Raw genomic sequence first — 19,892 nt, 5'->3', positions numbered from 1 at the left:
ATTTCGAAAATAGGAAAATTAAAATGAATAAAATTCCACTTGTCAAAATACAAACATTTGTTCTAAGATAATACAAACAAACGTTCTCGTTGAGAGGTGTGGAATGATGAAAGAACAACTGATTAAAGCATGCAGCGTAATCAATATTTAAATATGATGTACATGGATAAAGATGGTATTGTGTCAAAAAGTCGTGTTAAATTTATTAAAATTGCTGGAGATTCGTTTCAAGCTTATTGTTTTACAAGACAAACCAAACGTACATTTATGATTGATAGTGTATTAGCAGTTGTTCCAATCATCCACAAGGACCGTGAAGTTGTATGATGAACCCTGAACAACGAAGAAGGCTGTATAAATTAGTCATACATGATATGGCAGTTCAATCCTTACAATGAGACTTTGCAGTAATCGAAAGTCTCAAAATGAGTAAAGTTTATATGCAGATTCTTGAACAGCTTTTAAAGGCAATCACCAATGATTACTACAACTTAAAGCGATTGTTAGCAAAGGACAAAATTAAAATTGTAAAGTGGGAAAAGGTGAGTGAGTATTTTAGTGATTTAACTGTAACGACACCTGGCGAGGATCAAGTGATGCGGTACGGTACGCTAATCAAGCGTTAAAAAATCAGGTAGAAGAATTACTTATAAGTCACCAAAAATAATTAGTGTCTTTGATAAACATTTCTTTAGATGAAAGTTTTTTATAAAATAAATAATTCTTTTTTAATTTTTTTTAAAAAAGTGTATATATTAAATAATAGGGAAGGTCTAAAAGCTTCAAGTATGTAAATTGACATGTTTAAAAATAAGTGTTATATTACATATTAATATTGAGGCAATAATTACGGTAATAATTGAGACAGTACATTTTTGTATTTATAATTTTTAAAAGACGATTTAAATTCTAAGGACAAGTCGATCAGGCGGCAAAACCAATCGACTCATCATCTTAGTTGAATTATTTAGTTGTCATGAAATAGTGTGAATAACCAGAAGCAGAATTGCAATAATGATCAAGAGAATAGAAATAATTTGATACGGTACGCTGATTGTGATGATTGGAAACACTGTTAGTACTAATTGATATACTGCACTTCCTAGTAATGTTACAAATAAAGGTATTAAGATAATTAAAATTGTATCCAACTGTAAAAAAAAGCACCTCCCTTCGAAAGTATGTTATAGGTAACGTTGTATCCCGAAATACAACGTCATAACAGGTTAGCTTTACCATCCCGAAATGGAAAGCTAAATTTAACATAGAGTTTTCATGAGTCTATCGAACTAAAATGATAGAAGAAAACTTTAGTAGAGTATAGCATGATACTGGGAGAACAATCCAGGATTTCACCCATAGAAAGTGTATGGGTTTTTTTATGCTCTCTCTCCCTATCATACCGAGAATAAACCCGAAAAATCATGTTCCTGTTTAATGTTAGACTTCTATTCTACCAATGCTATATTGAATTGACAAAATTAGCTTTTTACACTTCTCTTTAATTATAGTGTTTTTTTTCTTTATCTGACAGTCAAAGGTAGAAAAAATATAGTTACATATATTTCTAAATAAAAAATGACCAGGTGCTCAATTGAGGGCCTGGTCATTTTTTATATCCCTAGTAATTGTTTTTTCTTCGCGTCAAATTCTTCTTGTGTTAATATCCCATAATCTAATAAATCCTTCAATTCGCGGATCTCGTCAGCCACATCAAACATATCATTTTCCACTTTACCTGCAGGAGCAGTTGACGTTTTAGCCATTGCTTTTAGGTTTTCAATAGCTGCTTTAATTTCAAGTACAATATGCGCTGGCCCATCATCTATTTTAGCTTTGTTACCAGTAGATACGATTTCGATTGTTGAGTAAACGAGCTTGTTGGAAATGTTAATGCTACTAATAGATGTTAAAGGAATGCTTCTTTCATCGTTTGAAACAATGCCTTTGATTTCGTGTAAAATGATTCGTTTATCTGTTACATAAAGCTGTTTAGTACCTTTAACAGACGCACATACAGCGAGTAGGGTTTCATCTTGATCCATTAATCGATCATCGAACATTTGAATTTGTTTAGCCATTGCTTTCTTCTTGCCAAAGCCAGCAAATTTAATAGTTTCTGCAATTGTATCCATGTCATGCACCTCCAACAGATTTTAACTTTAGATTATTTTATTTGTTTAATCGCTTCATTCATTTGTTCTTCGTTAGATTTTACAGCTTCACTATCAACAGTATCGACACCACGATATGTATATTTCATGTTTTGGAAGTAATCAAAAGCAAAGTCCTTTAATGCACCTTCACTATTCTTTTCCACATAATAAGATTTAAAAATGTTAGATAACATGCGTTCGTGATTATCGATTTCACTTAGATAGTTACCCGATTTGTAATCATCAACTATGTGTGTTGAGAATTCTTTAATTTCTGCATCTGTAGCTTCATAATCCATTAATAATTTTTCAAGTGCATAAAACTTATCAGCGGCACTATCAGCATTTGAAGCCAATTTTGTGATTTCTTCCTGCCATTGTGCTTCCTCAGAAACTTTCGGTGTTGGATACTCAATTGTTTCATTCTTTGGAATGGGTTTTTCAGCTTCTCCACATGCAGCTAGTCCAAGACTTAATAATAATGCAGAACTAAATACTAATTTCTTCATTTGTAATTCCTCCCTCTATATTTCCATTTTAGGGAAATGAGAGACAAAAGTACATATTAAAAAAGACAGACAACGTTATCTGTTTCCTTGTCAATAAGCTTCAGCATCTAAAGCGAACATGATTTTCTCTAGTACATTAAAATGCATCCACAAATGTTAATAAACCTGTTGATAAAAAGAATGTGATAGTGAAAAGCATGGAGGACCATCATGAATACAGGACACTATTGGTGAAGCGGGATAAAAAAGATGCAGCCTGTAAAATACAGACTACATCTTATAAGTCGCCAAACTATTTCTGATACTCAGGTTTTAAAACCATGTTGCAAATGCACTCAACCTGTGCCGTTTGTGCAAACATATCCACTGGCTGAATGTACTCAACCTCATAAAGCTTTGCTAATTCGTTTAGGTCCTTTGCTAATGTAGAAGGATTACAAGATGTATAAACAAAGCGTTTTGGCTTTAATTTTAAGACAGTGCGGATAAACTCTGGTGCTAAGCCTGTACGTGGTGGGTCTACCGTTATAACATCTGGTGTAAAACCTTCCTTATGCCATTTCGCCAGTATATTTTCCGCTGTTCCCACTGCATATTTTGTATGCTTAAAGCCATGATTACGGGCATTTTTGCGAGCATCCTGAATGCTTTCAGGAATCACATCCATGCCGCGTACCTCTTTTGCTTGGTCTGCTAGCCATAAGCCAATTGTACCGACACCACAATATGCGTCAACAACAGTTTCTTTTCCTGTTAAAGCAGCAGCTTTTTTAATTTCATCGTAAAGATGTACAGTTTGTGTTGGATTGAGCTGGAAGAAGGCTCGAGCAGATAAATCAAAGGCTAATTCGCCAAGTTCCTCATGAATCGTTTCCCTCCCATCAAGTACAATGGTTTCATCACCAAAAATTAAAGACGTTTTCTCACGATTAATATTTTGCGCAATCGACACAATGCTTGGGTCGATTTTTTTAATGCGCGCAATCAGCTCCACTACATGGGGGATGTCCTTGCGTGTTGTCACAAGAACGACCTGTGTTTCACCAGTACGAATGCCTGTACGAACAACAATCGTACGCACTAAACCATTTAGCGTACGACCATCATAAATCGTAATATTGAGCTTCTGTAAAATTTTTCGTGTAGCTACTGTAATTTTCGAAGTGATCGGATGCTGGACAAGGCAATCGTTAATATTGAGTAGTTGATTGCTGCCTTCTGCAAATAAACCAGCATATACACGTTTGCCTTCTTTACGCACTTGGAATTGGCTTTTATTACGATAATGCCAAGGGTTATCCATACCAAGTGTTTTACGCACCTCAACTGTTTCGGCTAAAGGCTTGGCATAGCGCTCTAATGCTTGCATCACAATATCACGCTTTTCAATAAGCTGCTTGTCATAGGTCATATGCTGAAGCTGACAGCCACCACATTCATTGTATACTGGACAAGGGGCTTCCTGACGATGCTTGGAGGCTTTACGAATTGTTAAAATTTCTGCCTCAGCAAAATTTCGCTGTGTTTTCGTCACCAGAGCTGTAATTTCTTCCCCAGGAATAGCTCCTTTGACAAATACAACATTGCGTTTATAAAAGCCTACACCTTCACCATTAATGCCTAACCTTTTTATTGATAGTGGGAATTTTTGTCCCACGGTCATTGTCGTTTGTTGTGTCAAACATTCCACGTCCCTGCTTTATAATGTCATCTCCCCATTATAACGAAGGAGCAGACGATTGCAAAGCAACAGGGAAGTCCTCATATTCCAATACTAAATCATCAAGCGATAAGAAAGTATAGCCTTGCTTCTTCGCCTCTGCAATAAACATTGGTAAAGCCTCAGCATTATCCTGTGCAACAGTATGCATTAAAATAACGGCTCCTGGATGCAATTGCTCCATCAGCGCATTGTAGGCATAATCTGCACCACGGCGTTCATCCTTCATCCAATCCTTGAAGGCAACAGACCAAAAAATATGGCGATAGCCTTCTGCATTACCAACCTCTAATACTTTAGCATTAAAAATTCCTTCAGGTGGGCGAGTATATGTTGTGCGATCAATCCCTGTTAATTCACGTAATTTCCCATCAAATTTACGCCATTCCGCACGCATACCGTCTGGTGAAAGGCGAGCCATATTAGGGTGCCCATATGAATGATTGCCAATGGTATGACCATCGCTGACCATGCGCTTTACTAAATCACTAGCGCTTTCTAAATAATGACCTGTTAAAAAGAATGTGGCTGGTACATTTTCCTTTTTTAACGTATCCAAAATACTTTCAGTAAAGCCGTTTTCATAGCCATTATCAAATGTTAAATAGGCAATTTTTTTGTCGGACTTCCCTTTATAAATAGCACCATATTTGTCAAGCAATTGGTCAAGCTGTGCACCAGCCTCTGCTTGTTCACCATTTTTAGCACGTTTAAAGCCCCAATGGTGTTCGTCAGAGCCAGCAGCAAAATACGGATTAAAGCTAATACCCGCGGCAATAATAAAAGTAGCAATTACTGCACCTATAATATGTTGTTTCCACATAAAAACGCATCCTTTCTTTTTCAGTAGGATGCGTCATATCTATATAAATTATCCAGCTAATTTTTTATAATAAGGTCTTCAAGGGCTTGCTTTAAATAAGGGAACGTAAATGTAAAATGATACTTTTCTAAAACAGTTGGCTGCACATGCTGTCCTTCTAATACAAGCGTGCTTTGTTCACCAAGTGCCAAACGCATGGCGATGCTTGGGACAGGTAGCCAATGACGTCTATCCATTACCGCTGCAATCGTTTGGCCAAATTCCTTCATTTTAACTGCATGAGGAGCTGTAACATTAAAGGGTCCATGAATACTGTCAGTTGTTAGTGCAAAATCAAGAGCACGGGCGACATCGTCAATATGTATCCATGATAGCCATTGCTGACCTGAACCGACCGTGCCACCTATACGCATTTTGTATGGGAGGAGCATAGATGGAAGTGCCCCATTATCGCGCCCTAAAATAACACCAAAGCGTGCAAGTGCCACACGGACATCTAATGCTTGTGCACGCATTGCATGACGTTCCCAATCATAAACAGTTGTGCCTAAAAAATCGGTTGCATAATCATTAAACTCTTCATGATAGAGAGCCTCTGTAGATGCTGGATAAATCCCTACTGCACTAGCATTGATAAGCACTTTGGGCTTTACTTTAAGCATTTGTATTATATGGACGATTTCAAGTGTTGCATTCATTCGGCTCCAATAAATTGCCTTCTTTTTCTTGTTTGTCCAACGTCCGCTGTTTAATGAAACACCTGCTAAATTGATAAAAGCATCAGCACCCTCTAATGCTTGTGCTGGCTGCGATTCAGGGTGCAACCATTGGATATAGTGTATGCCATTTTTAATGCTTGATGGCCGGCGTGTTAAAATAAACAGCTCATGCCCATTTTCCTGCAATAGTTTGATCACTGCGCTGCCAACAAAGCCCGTACCACCTGCAATAACGATTTTCATAAGAAGCACCTCATTTCCAATTGTTTATCATTTAAGTTTACCATTTAATGAAAATGTAAACATCTATAGCATGTTACTCGCGAAGCAGAGTGAACACTGTATTAAATAAAGAAATGCTATAATATACAATGAGGTGTTTGCTATGCGTATTATTACGAAAATTGCACGTCAAAAAAACAATCCCGAGCGTTATAATATTTACTTAAATGAAGAGTATGCATTTCCAGTGGATGAGGCCATTCTTATGCAATTTGGCTTAACAAAGGGAAAGGTATTAGATGAGTTTGAAATTCAGGAAATTGCCTATGAGGATGAGATTCGCAAGGCCTTTAATAAAGGATTAAATTTCTTATCGTATCAAATGCGTAGTGAGCATGAGGTGAAAAAAAAGCTTCTTGCATTAGAATTTGGTGAAGCAGTTGTGCTAGAGGCGATTCAAAAATTAAAATCTTATGGCTTTATTAATGATGAAAATTATTCGAAAGCTTTGCTTGATACGAAAAAGGCCACCATGAAAAAAGGACCAAGAGCTATTCGACAAGACCTTATCAAAAAGGGCATCGATAAAGGCTTGCAGGATGAAGTGCTTGCTACATATAGCTTTGAGGAACAGGTAATATTGGCAACACAGCTTGCTGAAAAAATTGTACGTTCAGAAAAAAAGAAAACACCAGCACAATTAAAGGCAAAAATTCAAGACTTCCTGCTAAGAAAAGGCTATGCATTTTCTATTGTGGAAGAGGTGCTTAGCCAAGTAGAAATCGAACAAGATGAGGATAATTGGCAGCAGTTACTCGAGGGGCAAGGCGAGAAGATTTGGAAAAAGTACGTATTGAAGTATACTGGTTATGAGCTAAAAATGAAAATAAAGCAAGCGCTCTATCAAAAGGGTTTTCCGATAGAGGTTATAGATCGTTTTATCGAAGACAAGGAGAATGAGGAATGAACGAAAAAAATTATGCTGCCATGGCTGAGCATGAGCTACGTGAGGAAATCGCAAGGCTAAAAGAAAAGGCACGAAAGGCAGAACAATTAGGCATCATCAATGAATTTGCTGTTTATGAGCGTAAAGCTTTAATGGCAGCTGCTTATTTAGTGGATCTGGATATGATCGTTCCGGGAGAAATGTATCGGATTGATGGCTCAGACAATGAATTTTTTCAAGTCGATTATTTAAAGGGGCGCTTTGCTTGGGGGCATCGCTTAGGTGGAGATAAATATCAAGAGGCATTACCTGTATCTATGCTATCTCCTGTAAAGGCGGGCAAGTAAATGGAAGAAAAAATTGAACAATTAACAGCAGAGTTACTTGCTAAAAATCCACAAATGTCAGTGGGGCGTGCACGTGTATGGGTAGAGCTATTATGGAGTGACTTTGAGGCAACAGCCGCTAAAGCAGGCTATGATTATCGTGGAGCAGATTATACAGAACATCTTGTGCGTCAATTAATTACAAGCTATGGCGATCAACTACATGCCTTTGCAGGGCGCAATCCAAAATACGCCCATTTACTAGATGCTAGTGACGATATGTTACAATAATAAGTAAGGGCTGTTGAGAACAATTTTATGATTCTCAACAGCCCTATGCTATTTAATTGCTGGCACCAATTTGTAATTTTTTTTGCAGCTTATCTTCTGTAAAAATCCAGCCTGTGTAAGCTGTAACGATTTTATAATCATCGGTTAAATGGGCTACTGCCACGAAAGGATAGCGATTATCACTACGGTAGCGCAGATCAATTAGCCTTACTTCTGTTAAGCCATTGTCAAGCTCTGAGATTTCCCATCGGTACATTGGTGAGAAGGATACAAAGGCAGCCAAGTTTGGATCTTGCATTGCTGCATTAACAAGAGGCGTTTTTGGTAAAGGCTTAATTTCGAATTTATCATAAATATTAACAGTTCGCCCATATGCTCGCCCAACATAATAATGTGTTTTAGACTTAGCTGCAATTCGCCAGTGGAAAAAGCGCATTGTTGGGGCGACAATAACGTATTCTTCGTCTTGAAGCGTATGATGTACAGCCTTTTTTACAGCCTTTTGAACAGCAAAACGTAAAATATAGTACAGCACAATAACCATATACATGATACTAAATGTCCAAACAGGATTTGTGCCAAATGCCCATAACACAATACCGAGACAGTGCAATGAAAAGATGATCGGATCAAATGTATTAATAACACCCAATGCTACCCATTTTTTAGAGAATGGCCGAATTGCCTGCGTACCATAGGCATTAAAAATATCTACAAAAACATGCAGTGCAACAGCTAAAAATGTCCACAGCCATAAATGCAAGACATTTATATCTTGCAAAATAAGTGATAAAATGGCTGTAATTAAAAGAGGCCAAATGGCTACTGCAGGTAGTGAATGTGTAATGCCACGATGATGTCGAATATAAATGGCATTGTTACGCAATTTTAGCACTGTATCGACATCAGGGGCTTGTGAACCAATAATTGTACCAGCCATAACGGCTGTAAAAGTCATTGAATGGTTGGCTACAACAGGGTCGGCTAATGCAAGGCCGCCAAGGGCTATACCCATAACAAAATGTGTACCTGAATCCAAAAATATCCACTCCTAGTATGCATTCAAATCAAGTACAATATGCATACATCTTTATTTCTAAACGTAAAAAGCAGTATTCAATTTTATGCTTTGACATTCAATCATGTTTATTAGCTATATGTGAATGTTCTTTTCTTAATTGTATACCCTTTTTCGTATAAATTAAATCGTAAAAACATCGGAGGTCACTGTGAATTACCCATATGTAACAGAATTTCGACAATCTTTAGTCGAATGGTTTAACGCTGAGAAACGCGACTTACCGTGGAGGCACACCTCAGATCCTTATAAAATTTGGGTATCTGAGGTTATGCTACAGCAGACACGTGTCGACACGGTTATCCCTTATTACAATCGTTTTATGGAAAGCTTTCCAACAATCGAATTGCTTGCAGAAGCCCCTCAAGAGTATTTATTGAAGCATTGGGAGGGTCTTGGTTATTATTCCCGTGCTCGTAATTTACAGGCAGGGGCTCGTGACGTTATCGAAAACTATGGTGGTGTTGTACCTGATAATCGCCATGAAATATCAAAATTAAAAGGTGTTGGACCGTATACTGCAGGAGCTATTTTAAGTATAGCCTATAATAAGCCTGAACATGCGGTGGATAGCAATGTTATGCGGGTGTTAAGCAGAGTGCTTCATATTTATGATGATATAGCCATACCGAAAACAAAGAAGATTTTCGAAGCGGCAGTAGAAGAGCTAATTGACCCTGCTCATGCTTCGGCCTTTAATCAAGGGTTAATGGAGCTTGGGGCACTTATTTGTACACCGACCTCTCCTAAATGTTTGTTATGCCCAGTACGGGAATATTGTTTAGCGTTTAATGAAGGAGAGCCAGAAAATCTACCTGTTAAATCAAAGAAAGGGAAAATGAAGCATCTTACTTATAATGTACTTGTCTGTGAAGATGATCAGGGACGATTTTTAATGCAACAGCGTCCTCAGGAAGGACTGCTTGCAAATCTATGGCAATTTCCAATGATTGATACTAGTCTGGAGTCAGTAGAGGCTTTTGCAAAGGACTATGTATTAGAGATTAAAGCACAGCAGGAGCTACTTACATTTAAGCATGTTTTTTCGCATTTAACATGGCATCTAAATAGCTATTATATAAAATGTAATACAACTGCAATGGGCGATTGGCTGACAAAGGAGCAAATAGAGTTACTGCCAATGCCTGTTCCTATGCTAAAAATATGGGAAGAAATGAAAAAACAAATTAAATAAAAATAATAAGCATAAAAGACCTCACCTCTGTACACAATAACTAGCGTGGAGGTGAATGAATGATGAAAAAGCAAAACAACCAAAATTTCCAGCCGAATAAAAACATGCAACGTCAAAGTGAAGAGTTTGGTTATGAAACAGACGTAAATGAAGTGCAAAAGCAAAATGCGAAAGCAGAGCAAAAGAAAGCTTCAGCTTCAGGTCGTTTCTCTAAAACAAACCAAGACCTAGGTGAATAACACTTTGTAATTGCATAATCGCATTTACCTCTAAGGAGCTGTCTAAAATCCGAAAAGATGACAAAGACAGCTCCTTTCTATTTGCTTAAGGTTCGTACTTAGGGTTAAACAATAAATACCAATTGAGCGAATATTATTATGAAATTCGCTGGTAATGTGAGAAAATTTATATAAATTGTTAATAGCGTAGTGAAATTTGTGGTTTTCTAACTACACCTTTCGCGTACACATTGCTATAATATACTAGAGACTGCTAGATTTAGGTAGCATAGACGAAAAGGTGGGCTTCAAAATGGCATTACCAGTAGAAGGAGAAACGATACAAATACATAGTTATAAACACAATGGCCGTATCCACCGTGTTTGGCAAGAAACAATGGTTTTAAAAGGCACAAAAAATATTATAATTGGTGCGAACGAGCGAACACTCGTAACAGAATCTGATGGTCGTACGTGGCTAACAAGAGAGCCATCTATTTGTTATTTCCATGCAGAACATTGGTTTAACATCATCTGTATGCTGCGTGAGGACGGTGTTTATTATTATTGTAATCTAAGCTCACCATTTGTATTTGATAATAATGCCATTAAATATATCGACTATGATTTAGACATTAAAGTTTTTCCTGATATGTCCTATTCACTGTTAGATGAGGATGAGTATGAACTTCATCGCAAGGAAATGTCTTATCCTGATGTGATTGATAAAATTTTAAAGCGTAATGTCGATAAGTTAATCAGTTGGATTCAACAAAAAAGAGGTCCCTTTGCACCAGACTTTATTGATGTTTGGACAAATCGCTACAAGTTCCAGCTTGATATGCAGTCAGATGATTGTTAGAAACGCCTATTAGTTCAACTAATAGGTGTTTTTATTTTAAAGATGCTGGGAAATAGTGTGCGCTAAAGTCATCATAACTGTAATTTAACCGAAATATTGCTATAATTCGTTATTAGGGTATTCATCATTGAATGCCCGTTTCTTTTTTTAAGGAAGTGATACCATTGGGAAGCATTAAACGATATATGGGCTTTGTTAAACCATATACATGGGAAATTGTGTTAACGATTATTATTGGGATCGTAAAATTTGCAATTCCACTCTTTATTCCACTGCTGATTAAAATTATATTAGACGATATTATTGCAGCGGATAGTCTCACAGATGCGGAAAAAACAAAAGAGCTATTTTATTGGCTAGGTGGCACGATTATTGTGTTCTTTATTGTTCGTCCACCAGTTGAGTATTATCGTCAGTATTTTGCACAGCATGTCAGTAATAAAGTACTGTTTGATATTCGTAAGGAAATTTATGCACATTTACAGCGTCTTAGCCTACGGTATTATGCTAATACGCGCGCGGGTGATGTGATTTCAAGGGTAATTAATGATGTAGAGCAAACAAAAAACTTTGTGATGACAGGATTAATGAATGTTTGGCTTGACCTGGCAACAATTGTGATTGCCGTTGCGATTATGTTCACTATGGATGTGAAGCTTACATTAGTAGCTTTAATAGCGTTTCCATTTTATGCATTAAGCGTGAAATACTTTTTTGGTAAATTAAGGTCTTTAACACGTAAACGCTCACAGGCACTTGCTGGAGTACAAAGCTATTTGCATGAACGAGTAGCAGGCATGAGCATTATTAAAAGCTTTACATTGGAAAAGCGAGAGCAAAAATTATTTGATGAAGCGAATGGTGATTTTTTGGAAAAGGCACTTGACCAAACAAAATGGAATGCTAAATCCTTTGCAGTTGTCAATACCATTACAGATGTTGCACCTCTGTTAGTGATTGCCTATGCTGGCTATCAGGTGATTAATGGGCCGCTTTCAGTTGGTACGATGGTTGCCTTTATTGCCTATATTGAACGATTATATGGTCCACTCCGCCGCCTTGTTAGTGCCTCTACTACATTGACGCAATCAATTGCCTCTATGGATCGAATGTTTGACTTAATAGATGAGCCCTATGAAGTAAAAAACAAAGAGCATGCACAAGAGCTACCTCGCGTTAATGGAGAGGTTCGTTTTCAAAATGTTTCCTTCCAGTATGAAGCAGATGGTTCAGCTATTTTAAAAAATATGGATTTCACAATTAACTCTGGGGAAACGGTTGCCTTTGTTGGGATGAGCGGTGGCGGTAAGTCCACGATTATTAGTCTAATTCCTCGTTTTTACGATACAAGAGGTGGGACAGTAGCGATTGATGGCTATGATGTACGCGATGTAACATTGCATTCACTGCGCGCACAAATTGGTATTGTGTTACAGGATAATATACTGTTTAGCGATTCGGTGAAAGAGAATATTTTAATGGGTAAACCAGATGCAACAGATGAGGAGATCATAGCGGCTGCCAAAGCGGCAAATGCTCATGACTTTATTATGAGCCTGCCAAACGGCTATGACACGAAAGTAGGAGAACGGGGTGTGAAGCTGTCAGGAGGTCAGAAGCAGCGTGTGGCTATTGCACGTGTATTTTTAAAGAATCCACCAATTTTAATTCTCGATGAAGCTACTTCCGCATTAGATTTAGAAAGTGAAGCATTGATTCAGGAATCATTAGATATTCTTGCCCATGAGCGTACAACAATTATTATTGCACACCGTCTATCAACGATTACACATGCCGATAGAATTTTTGTTATTGACCATGGACAATTAATCGAGAGCGGTACACATGAGCAATTAATGAGCAAGCAAGGAACCTATTATAATTTATTTCAGGTACAGCATTTAGATTGAAAAATACCATACACCAAAAAAAAATTATTAAAAATATAAACTGTTTGAAAAAATGTCCTTCATTTATCTGTAAATAGAAGGATATTTTTTTTTGATATTTATGAAAAAATATAGCTTTATAAGATGTAATTAATATCTAAGGCGAAAAATGGAGAAAATTTTTGATAATTGTAGAATATTAGTGATTGAAAGAGTGAGATATTTTTGCTAGAATTATTTGAAAATAAGGAATTGAACGAAAGTTATGTTATTCTTTTAATAAAATTAGATAATTTAAGCAAAATATACGTAGGGTGGGAAATTGCACATGAGGAAAAAGCTACTAGAAATTAAAGGTTTAGAAACGACCTTTTTCACAGATAATGGCCAAATTCCTGCTGTAGATAATATCGAATTTTCTGTACATGAAGGGGAAATATTAGGGATAGTAGGGGAATCAGGAAGTGGGAAAAGTGTTACATCTTTATCTATTATGGGACTTATTCCATCGCCACCAGGGAAAATAACAGGTGGGGAAATTTTACTAGATGGAAAGAATTTAGCGAAATATACGGATAAACAAATGCAAAAAGTACGTGGAAAAGATATTGCAATGATTTTCCAAGAACCTATGACTTCTCTAAATCCACTGTTTACAATTGGGGATCAGTTGAAAGAAGCTATTTCAATTCACAATCCAAAGTGGTCAAAAAAGGAAGCGCTTGCAAGAGCAGTGGAAATTATGAAACTAGTAGGACTACCGCGTGCTGAGGAATTGTTAAAAGACTACCCACACCAGCTATCAGGTGGGATGCGCCAGCGGGTAATGATTGCGATGGCACTTGTTTGTGACCCTCAGGTGTTAATTGCTGACGAGCCTACAACTGCACTGGATGTCACAATTCAAGCTCAAATTTTACAGCTTATGAAGGACTTGAACAAACGTTTAAATACAGCTGTCCTGCTAATTACACATGACCTAGGTGTTGTAGCGGAAACATGTGAGCGGGTGATTGTGATGTATGCTGGACAAATTGTAGAAGAGGCTCCTGTACAAGAGATTTTTTCTAATCCAAAGCATCCGTATACACAAGGGCTTATACAATCTGTGCCTGATATGCGACATAAAAAAGACAGTTTATATTCAATTCCTGGTACTGTACCAAAGCCAGGAAGCATTAAAATCGGTTGTCGTTTTGCGGCACGCTGTGAATATGCAATGGAACGCTGTTTACAAGAAACACCTCCTTTATTTGAGGCAACAGAGCAACATAAATCAAGATGTTTTTTACTAGAGGAGCAGGGGGTAGAGCAACGTGTCGAAAGTGTTATTGAAAGTTGAGGGCTTAAAAAAATATTTTCCGATTCGGAAAGGTGTTCTGAATAAGCAGGTTGGGCACGTAAAGGCAGTAGATGATGTTTCATTTGAAGTGTTTGAAGGAGAAACATTAGGAATCGTTGGTGAGTCAGGATGTGGAAAATCGACAACGGGACGTTTACTAATGCGTTTACTAGAACCAACGGAAGGTAAAGTAGAATTCGAGGGCAAAATGATTTCAGAATTATCTAAAGACGAGATGAGGAAGGCACGTAGAGATATTCAAATGATTTTTCAAGATCCCTATGCCTCACTGAATCCAAGACATAGCATTGGTAAAATATTAGAAGAACCTCTTATCGTACATGGGATGGGAAATGCCAAAGAGCGCAAGCAAAAGGTGCTGAAGCTACTGGAGATTGTTGGCTTAAATGAATATCATATTAATCGCTATCCGCATCAGTTTAGTGGTGGTCAAAGACAACGTATTGGGATAGCCCGAGCCTTAATGACCAATCCGCGTTTAATTATTGCGGACGAGCCAGTGTCTGCACTAGATGTATCTATTCAATCACAGGTATTGAATTTATTGCAGGAGCTTCAACAAGAATTAAAGCTAACCTATATTTTTATTTCCCATGATTTAGGTGTAGTGCGCCATATTAGTAATCGTGTGGGCGTTATGTATTTAGGTAAATTAGTAGAGCTGACAGCGAGTGAGGATTTATATGCTGAACCGCTGCATCCATATACACAGGCACTTTTAGCTTCTGTTCCAGTTCCAGACCCTGCGTTTGAACGTGAACAAATTATTATTTCAGGGGATATTCCGAGTGCCTCAAATCCGCCAAGTGGATGTGCATTTCATCCACGTTGCCCTTTTAAAAAGGAACAATGTTCACAGGTCGTACCAAAAATGCAAGAAGTAAAACCGGGTCATTATGTTGCTTGTCATCTTTATGAGGCAAACCAGCATTAAATGATATAAAAACATATAGGGGGAAATTCAATGAAGAAAAAGAAGTTTTTAACTTTAGGTGTTATGCTGCTCCTTATTCTTTCTACAATCTTAGCTGCTTGTGGCGGCTCAGATGATAAGGATTCAGGCAGTAAAGATAACGCATCTGGCGGCGATTCGGCTGGCAGTGGTGGAGAAAAGACATTAGTTTATGGGCGTGGAGGAGACTCTGTAGCATTAGACCCTGCGGTTGTAACAGATGGCGAATCTTTCTCGATTACAGGTAATATCTACGAAACATTAGTAAGCTTTGGACAAAAAGATATGACAATTAATCCTGGTTTAGCAGAATCATGGGAGCCATCAGAAGATGGACTAACTTATACGTTCAAATTAAAAGAAGGTGTAAAATTCCATGATGGTACAGATTTCAATGCTGAAGCCGTTGTAAAGAATGTTGAACGCTGGAAAGCAAGCACTGATAAATTCCCATATTATAGCTCTCAATTTACTGTTGGCGGTGAGCATGTAATTGAATCAGTAACGGCTGACGGAGATTACACAGTTGTTTTCAAACTAAGCCAACCACAAGCACCATTCTTAAAAAATATTGCAATGTCTCCATTTGCGATTGCTTCTCCAACAGCATTTGAAGCAGATGAAGAAGGTTTATCAACACAACCTGTAGGAACAGGTCCATTTAAGTTTGTGAGCTGGGTTCGTAATGATGCTATCACAATTGAGAAAAACCCAGATTACCATATTGATGGTTTACCAAAATTAGATAAAGTTATTTACCGTTCAATTCCAGAAAACTCTGCACGTTTAAATGAATTATTAGCAGGTAATATTGATGTTGCCGATGGTATCAATCCATCTGATAAAGCTACAATTGAAGGAGACGCAAACTTACAATTAATCGAACGTCCATCTATGAACGTTGGTTACCTTGGCTTAACAGTAACACGCCCTCCATTTGATAATGTAAAGGTTCGTCAAGCAGTAAACTATGCAATTGATAAACAAACAATCGTTGATGCATTTTATGAAGGGTTAGCAGAGCCTGCGAAAAACCCAATGCCACCAGTAATTGCTGGTTATAATGAAGACACTGTAGGCTATGAGTATGATCCAGAAAAAGCAAAAGCATTACTTGCTGAGGCAGGATATGATGGTAAGGAAATCGAGTTATGGGCAATGCCTGTACCACGTCCATATATGCCAGATGGACAAAAAATTGCAGAAGCAATTCAAAAGAACTTAGAAGATGTTGGTATTAAATCTAAAATTGTGTCATTTGAATGGGCTACTTATTTAGAAAAAGCACAAAATGGTGAGGCTGATGCATTCTTACTTGGCTGGACAGGTGATAATGGAGATGCAGATAACTTCCTATACACATTATTAGATGCAGACAATATTGGCTCAAACAACTATACATTCTATGATAATCCAGAGCTACACAAAATTTTAGTAGCTGCTCAAACTGAGATTGATGAGGACAAGCGTAACGAGCTGTATAAACAAGCGCAAGAGATTATTTCTGAGGATGCACCATGGGTTCCAATCGCTCACTCTACACCAATCCTAGGCGCTAGCACGAAAGTAGTTAACTATAGTGCACACCCTAAAGGCTCAGATCGTTTAGTAGAAGTGGATTTACAATAGTTTTAAATTTCTATATTTGCTAGAGAGAAATGGAAAGAATCTGCTTGCTTTTCTGCGGGTAAGCCGTAGAAAGCTTGCAGATTCTTTTCGAGTATTAAAGAAAATACAATTTTTCTGTATGAAAGAACGATCATCTAACGATGAAAACCGTTTGGTGAAGGCTCAACCTTTCAACAGTATGTAAAGACTTCAAAGTATATTATGAAAATAATAGAGAGGTGACAACTATGCTTCACTATATGGGAAGACGTTTACTACAATTAATCCCAGTTTTGCTTGGAATGACTTTTATCGTCTTTATGCTGATACGTGCTATTCCTGGAAATCCAGCGCAAGTAATTTTAGGACAACAGGCGACAAAAGAGGCGGTCGAGGCATTAAACGCAAGTTTAGGATTAGATAAGCCTTGGTATACACAATATTTTAGTTATTTAGCAGGTATTTTTCAGGGAGATTTAGGCGTATCCCTACGAACAAAATTGCCTGTAACAGAAGAAATTTTTCCTTATTTAGCTGCTACGGCTGAGCTTGCCTTATTTGCGATGATTATTGCCATTATTGTTGGCGTGAATGCAGGTATTATTTCTGCATGGTTCCAAAATTCTTGGTTTGACTATACAGCAATGATCATTGCCTTAATTGGTGTATCAGTACCTGTATTCTGGCTAGGTTTAATGGAGCAGTGGGTATTTGGTAATCAGCTAGGCTGGCTTCCAACCTCTGGACGAGAGGATGTTCGAAATCCGATCAATTCGATCACCCATTTTTATTTATTGGATACCCTTATTCAGGGACGCTTCGACCAATTTTTTGAGATATTAAAGAGACTTGTCTTACCAGGAATCGCGCTTGCTACGATTCCGATGGCGATTATCGCAAGGATTACAAGGTCGTCTATGCTAGAAGTTATGCGCTCTGATTATGTTCGCACAGCACGCGCAAAGGGACAAAAAATGTTTGTTGTTGTGTATAAACACGCGCTGAAAAATGCAATCATTCCCGTGTTAACAATTATTGGTTTACAAACAGGGCTGCTGCTAGGCGGAGCCATTTTAACAGAGACTATTTTTAGTTGGCCAGGAATTGGTCGTTATATTTATGACGCTATTGGCTTCAGGGATTATCCTGTTATTCAGTCAGGTATTCTTGTCGTTGCATTTATTTTCATCATGATTAACTTAATCGTGGACTTGCTTTATACAGTGATTGATCCGCGTATTAAATACAAATAGAAGGGAGTTGCAATGATGACTGGAGCGATGAATGTGAAAAAAGAAACAGCACCAAGTCGTGAACGTGCGGCAGGCCCATGGCTAGAAGGCTGGCGTAGCTTCAAAAAGAGCAAAATCTCTCTATTAGGTGCAGGGATTGTTATATTTTTTATCCTACTTGCCATATTTGGTCCGCTAATTGCACCACAAGGTATTAATGAGCAAGATTTAGCCAAACGCTTATTGGCACCATCTAAGGAGCATTGGTTTGGTACGGATGATTTTGGACGAGATATTTTCTCCAGAGTTATCCATGGTGCGCGAATATCGCTGTGGGTAGGATTTTTTGCGGTTATTTTATCTGTTGTTATAGGTAGTTTGCTTGGAATTATTGCAGGTTATTATGGAAAATGGATTGATACCATTATTTCACGTATCTTTGATATTATGCTTGCCTTCCCTAGCATTTTATTAGCCATTGCAGTAGTGGCGGTACTTGGGCCATCATTGCAAAATGCTTTAATTGCGATAGCGATTATTAATGTACCAAACTTCGGGCGGCTAATACGCTCTAAAGTGTTAAGCGTGAAAGAGGAAGAATACATTGTAGCAGCTAAAGCTATCGGTATGCGTGATTCAAGGATTTTATTTTCACATATTTTACCGAATTCTATCACACCAATTATTGTACAGGGAACACTTGCTATTGCAACAGCAATTATTGAAGCAGCAGCACTTGGCTTCCTTGGACTAGGTGCTCAAGCACCAGCACCTGAATGGGGGAAAATGCTGGCGGATGCTCGACAATTTTTATTAAATGCACCGTGGACAATGATTTTTCCAGGTCTGGCGATTATGCTGACAGTTCTAGGCTTTAACCTAATGGGTGATGGACTACGTGATGCACTTGATCCAAAAATGAAAAGTTAGTACACCAACAATAGCCTTCTACCAGGTAGAGGGTTTTTTTATGACTATATTCGGAGCCATTTATTGAATTTTATGTCATGTTATTTTAGACTTAATATAATGTTGATAAAACCATTATCTTTTTTGTAACTCGAAAATTAAAAGGGTTCGACATTAAATAGTAGATTATTTCTGTACATATAATCTTTCAGTTAATCACAGATAATTTAGGAGGGGTTTAAATTGGGAATTAATTTACAAAAAGGACAGCGTGTTGATTTAACAAAAGGAAATGCGGGATTAAATAGAATTAAAGTTGGACTAGGCTGGGACCCTGTAGGCCAAGAAAAAAGCGGTGGCTTCCTTGGCGGTTTATTTTCTAGTAGAAATAGTGGTGGCGGTAGCGGCAAAAATATTGACTGTGACGCCTCTGTATTAATGCTACAAAACGATAAAGTTTTAGCTGGTGATGATGTCATTTATTTTGGTAAGTTAACAAGTAACTGCGGCTCTATTCAGCATTCAGGTGATAATTTAACAGGTGATGGCGATGGTGATGATGAAGTAATTACCGTGGAACTATCATCTGTACCAGCACAATATAACAAGCTTGCTTTTGTTGTAAATATTTATGATGCAGCAGGTCGTAATCAACATTTTGGAATGATTCAAAATGCATATATCCGTATATTTGATGACAGAACTGGCAATGAACTAATTCGCTATAATTTATCGGATAATTATTCGAACTTAACAACGTTAATCTGCGGTGAGATTTACCGTCACAATAATGAATGGAAATTTGCGGCGGTAGGTACAGGCACAAATGATGTAAAACTTGGCGACGTTGTTCGAAGATATCAATAAATAAAAT

21 protein-coding genes are annotated in these 19,892 nt (G+C 37.6%); 15 read left to right on the top strand and 6 right to left on the bottom strand.

All coding sequences use genetic code 11. The features are described from left to right. Positions 1-129 precede the first annotated feature (129 nt). Positions 130-327 (top strand): transcriptional regulator, encoded by a 198-nt coding sequence (locus tag MHB44_RS19115; RefSeq protein ID WP_341300449.1) that lies wholly within the window; start codon positions 130-132, stop codon positions 325-327. 98 nt (positions 328-425) lie between these two features. Then, complete coding sequence (locus tag MHB44_RS19110) at positions 426-626, top strand: hypothetical protein (protein WP_341300448.1); 201 nt, start codon at positions 426-428, stop codon at positions 624-626. Positions 627-1,613: 987 nt separating this feature from the next. Here MHB44_RS19110 and MHB44_RS19105 read toward each other — a convergent pair. The 5 genes from MHB44_RS19105 to MHB44_RS19085 all read right to left on the bottom strand — a co-directional run bounded on the left by MHB44_RS19105 (position 1,614) and on the right by MHB44_RS19085 (position 6,170). Further along, complete coding sequence (locus MHB44_RS19105) at positions 1,614-2,135, bottom strand: PH domain-containing protein (RefSeq protein WP_341300447.1); 522 nt, start codon at positions 2,133-2,135, stop codon at positions 1,614-1,616. Between the two features lie 32 nt (positions 2,136-2,167). Further along, a complete protein-coding gene (locus MHB44_RS19100) occupies positions 2,168-2,665 on the bottom strand; it encodes a hypothetical protein (RefSeq protein WP_341300446.1) in 498 nt (165 codons plus the stop codon). Between the two features lie 292 nt (positions 2,666-2,957). Continuing rightward, positions 2,958-4,346, bottom strand: a complete 1,389-nt coding sequence (gene rlmD / locus MHB44_RS19095; protein WP_341300445.1) for a 23S rRNA (uracil(1939)-C(5))-methyltransferase RlmD — start codon at positions 4,344-4,346, stop codon at positions 2,958-2,960. 37 nt (positions 4,347-4,383) lie between these two features. Then, positions 4,384-5,208, bottom strand: coding sequence for a polysaccharide deacetylase family protein (locus tag MHB44_RS19090; RefSeq protein WP_341300444.1), 825 nt, complete (start codon positions 5,206-5,208; stop codon positions 4,384-4,386). Positions 5,209-5,264: 56 nt separating this feature from the next. Beyond that, on the bottom strand, positions 5,265-6,170 hold the full coding sequence (locus MHB44_RS19085) for a TIGR01777 family oxidoreductase (RefSeq protein ID WP_341300443.1): 906 nt from the start codon (positions 6,168-6,170) through the stop codon (positions 5,265-5,267). Positions 6,171-6,312: 142 nt separating this feature from the next. On the opposite strand from MHB44_RS19085, the gene recX reads away from it, so the two are divergent. From recX to MHB44_RS19070, 3 genes are read left to right on the top strand one after another with little or no spacing between them, the layout of a single operon-like run. Beyond that, positions 6,313-7,116 carry a recombination regulator RecX gene (recX, locus tag MHB44_RS19080; RefSeq protein WP_341300442.1) on the top strand — a complete coding sequence of 268 codons (804 nt, stop codon included), beginning with the start codon at positions 6,313-6,315 and terminating at the stop codon, positions 7,114-7,116. Further along, a complete protein-coding gene (locus tag MHB44_RS19075; RefSeq protein WP_341300441.1) occupies positions 7,113-7,442 on the top strand; it encodes a YfhH family protein in 330 nt (109 codons plus the stop codon). Before recX ends, MHB44_RS19075 begins: the two co-directional genes overlap by 4 nt. Next, complete coding sequence (locus tag MHB44_RS19070; RefSeq protein WP_341300440.1) at positions 7,443-7,712, top strand: YfhJ family protein; 270 nt, start codon at positions 7,443-7,445, stop codon at positions 7,710-7,712. 52 nt (positions 7,713-7,764) lie between these two features. Here MHB44_RS19070 and MHB44_RS19065 read toward each other — a convergent pair whose 3' ends face one another. Continuing rightward, a complete protein-coding gene (locus tag MHB44_RS19065; protein WP_341300439.1) occupies positions 7,765-8,751 on the bottom strand; it encodes a metal-dependent hydrolase in 987 nt (328 codons plus the stop codon). Positions 8,752-8,941: 190 nt separating this feature from the next. Here MHB44_RS19065 and mutY point away from each other — a divergent pair, with 190 nt between their 5' ends. From mutY to MHB44_RS19015, 10 genes are all read left to right on the top strand, one after another. Continuing rightward, on the top strand, positions 8,942-9,985 hold the full coding sequence (gene mutY, locus MHB44_RS19060; protein WP_341300438.1) for an A/G-specific adenine glycosylase: 1,044 nt from the start codon (positions 8,942-8,944) through the stop codon (positions 9,983-9,985). A 59-nt stretch (positions 9,986-10,044) separates the two neighbouring features. Continuing rightward, positions 10,045-10,224 (top strand): gamma-type small acid-soluble spore protein, encoded by a 180-nt coding sequence (locus MHB44_RS19055; RefSeq protein WP_053995533.1) that lies wholly within the window; start codon positions 10,045-10,047, stop codon positions 10,222-10,224. 292 nt (positions 10,225-10,516) lie between these two features. Beyond that, positions 10,517-11,065 (top strand): DUF402 domain-containing protein, encoded by a 549-nt coding sequence (locus MHB44_RS19050; RefSeq protein ID WP_341300437.1) that lies wholly within the window; start codon positions 10,517-10,519, stop codon positions 11,063-11,065. Between the two features lie 164 nt (positions 11,066-11,229). Then, positions 11,230-12,975: an ABC transporter ATP-binding protein gene (locus tag MHB44_RS19045; protein ID WP_341300436.1), complete on the top strand. Its 1,746-nt coding sequence runs from the start codon at positions 11,230-11,232 to the stop codon at positions 12,973-12,975. Between the two features lie 307 nt (positions 12,976-13,282). Beyond that, complete coding sequence (locus MHB44_RS19040) at positions 13,283-14,296, top strand: ABC transporter ATP-binding protein (RefSeq protein WP_341300435.1); 1,014 nt, start codon at positions 13,283-13,285, stop codon at positions 14,294-14,296. Next, complete coding sequence (locus MHB44_RS19035; protein WP_341300434.1) at positions 14,271-15,251, top strand: dipeptide ABC transporter ATP-binding protein; 981 nt, start codon at positions 14,271-14,273, stop codon at positions 15,249-15,251. The genes MHB44_RS19040 and MHB44_RS19035 overlap by 26 nt, the downstream gene beginning before the upstream one ends. A 30-nt stretch (positions 15,252-15,281) precedes the next feature. After that, positions 15,282-16,898 carry an ABC transporter substrate-binding protein gene (locus MHB44_RS19030; protein ID WP_341300433.1) on the top strand — a complete coding sequence of 539 codons (1,617 nt, stop codon included), beginning with the start codon at positions 15,282-15,284 and terminating at the stop codon, positions 16,896-16,898. A 227-nt stretch (positions 16,899-17,125) separates the two neighbouring features. Next, a complete protein-coding gene (locus MHB44_RS19025; protein WP_341300432.1) occupies positions 17,126-18,130 on the top strand; it encodes an ABC transporter permease in 1,005 nt (334 codons plus the stop codon). Between the two features lie 12 nt (positions 18,131-18,142). After that, positions 18,143-19,039: a nickel transporter permease gene (nikC, locus tag MHB44_RS19020; RefSeq protein ID WP_341300431.1), complete on the top strand. Its 897-nt coding sequence runs from the start codon at positions 18,143-18,145 to the stop codon at positions 19,037-19,039. A 222-nt stretch (positions 19,040-19,261) separates the two neighbouring features. Then, a complete protein-coding gene (locus MHB44_RS19015) occupies positions 19,262-19,885 on the top strand; it encodes a TerD family protein (protein ID WP_341300430.1) in 624 nt (207 codons plus the stop codon). Positions 19,886-19,892 lie beyond the last annotated feature (7 nt).

It is taken from the genome of Lysinibacillus sp. FSL H8-0500, from assembly GCF_038051955.1.
In the GTDB taxonomy this organism is placed as follows: Bacteria; Bacillota; Bacilli; order Bacillales_A; family Planococcaceae; genus Lysinibacillus; species Lysinibacillus macroides.
Note: the sequence above shows the minus strand (reverse complement) of the source record. Positions and strands in the feature narration are given on the sequence as shown.

Excerpts from the sequence above, each read along its gene's own strand:
- MHB44_RS19115 (WP_341300449.1), top strand. The coding sequence starts at position 130 with ATGCAGCGTAATCAATATTTAAATATGATGTACATGGATAAAGATGGT.
- MHB44_RS19110 (WP_341300448.1), top strand. The coding sequence starts at position 426 with ATGAGTAAAGTTTATATGCAGATTCTTGAACAGCTTTTAAAGGCAATC.
- MHB44_RS19105 (WP_341300447.1), bottom strand. The coding sequence starts at position 2,135 with ATGGATACAATTGCAGAAACTATTAAATTTGCTGGCTTTGGCAAGAAG.
- MHB44_RS19100 (WP_341300446.1), bottom strand. The coding sequence starts at position 2,665 with ATGAAGAAATTAGTATTTAGTTCTGCATTATTATTAAGTCTTGGACTA.
- MHB44_RS19090 (WP_341300444.1), bottom strand. The coding sequence starts at position 5,208 with ATGTGGAAACAACATATTATAGGTGCAGTAATTGCTACTTTTATTATT.
- MHB44_RS19085 (WP_341300443.1), bottom strand. The coding sequence starts at position 6,170 with ATGAAAATCGTTATTGCAGGTGGTACGGGCTTTGTTGGCAGCGCAGTG.
- recX (WP_341300442.1), top strand. The coding sequence starts at position 6,313 with ATGCGTATTATTACGAAAATTGCACGTCAAAAAAACAATCCCGAGCGT.
- MHB44_RS19075 (WP_341300441.1), top strand. The coding sequence starts at position 7,113 with ATGAACGAAAAAAATTATGCTGCCATGGCTGAGCATGAGCTACGTGAG.
- MHB44_RS19070 (WP_341300440.1), top strand. The coding sequence starts at position 7,443 with ATGGAAGAAAAAATTGAACAATTAACAGCAGAGTTACTTGCTAAAAAT.
- MHB44_RS19055 (WP_053995533.1), top strand. The coding sequence starts at position 10,045 with ATGATGAAAAAGCAAAACAACCAAAATTTCCAGCCGAATAAAAACATG.
- MHB44_RS19050 (WP_341300437.1), top strand. The coding sequence starts at position 10,517 with ATGGCATTACCAGTAGAAGGAGAAACGATACAAATACATAGTTATAAA.
- MHB44_RS19040 (WP_341300435.1), top strand. The coding sequence starts at position 13,283 with ATGAGGAAAAAGCTACTAGAAATTAAAGGTTTAGAAACGACCTTTTTC.
- MHB44_RS19030 (WP_341300433.1), top strand. The coding sequence starts at position 15,282 with ATGAAGAAAAAGAAGTTTTTAACTTTAGGTGTTATGCTGCTCCTTATT.
- MHB44_RS19025 (WP_341300432.1), top strand. The coding sequence starts at position 17,126 with ATGCTTCACTATATGGGAAGACGTTTACTACAATTAATCCCAGTTTTG.
- nikC (WP_341300431.1), top strand. The coding sequence starts at position 18,143 with ATGATGACTGGAGCGATGAATGTGAAAAAAGAAACAGCACCAAGTCGT.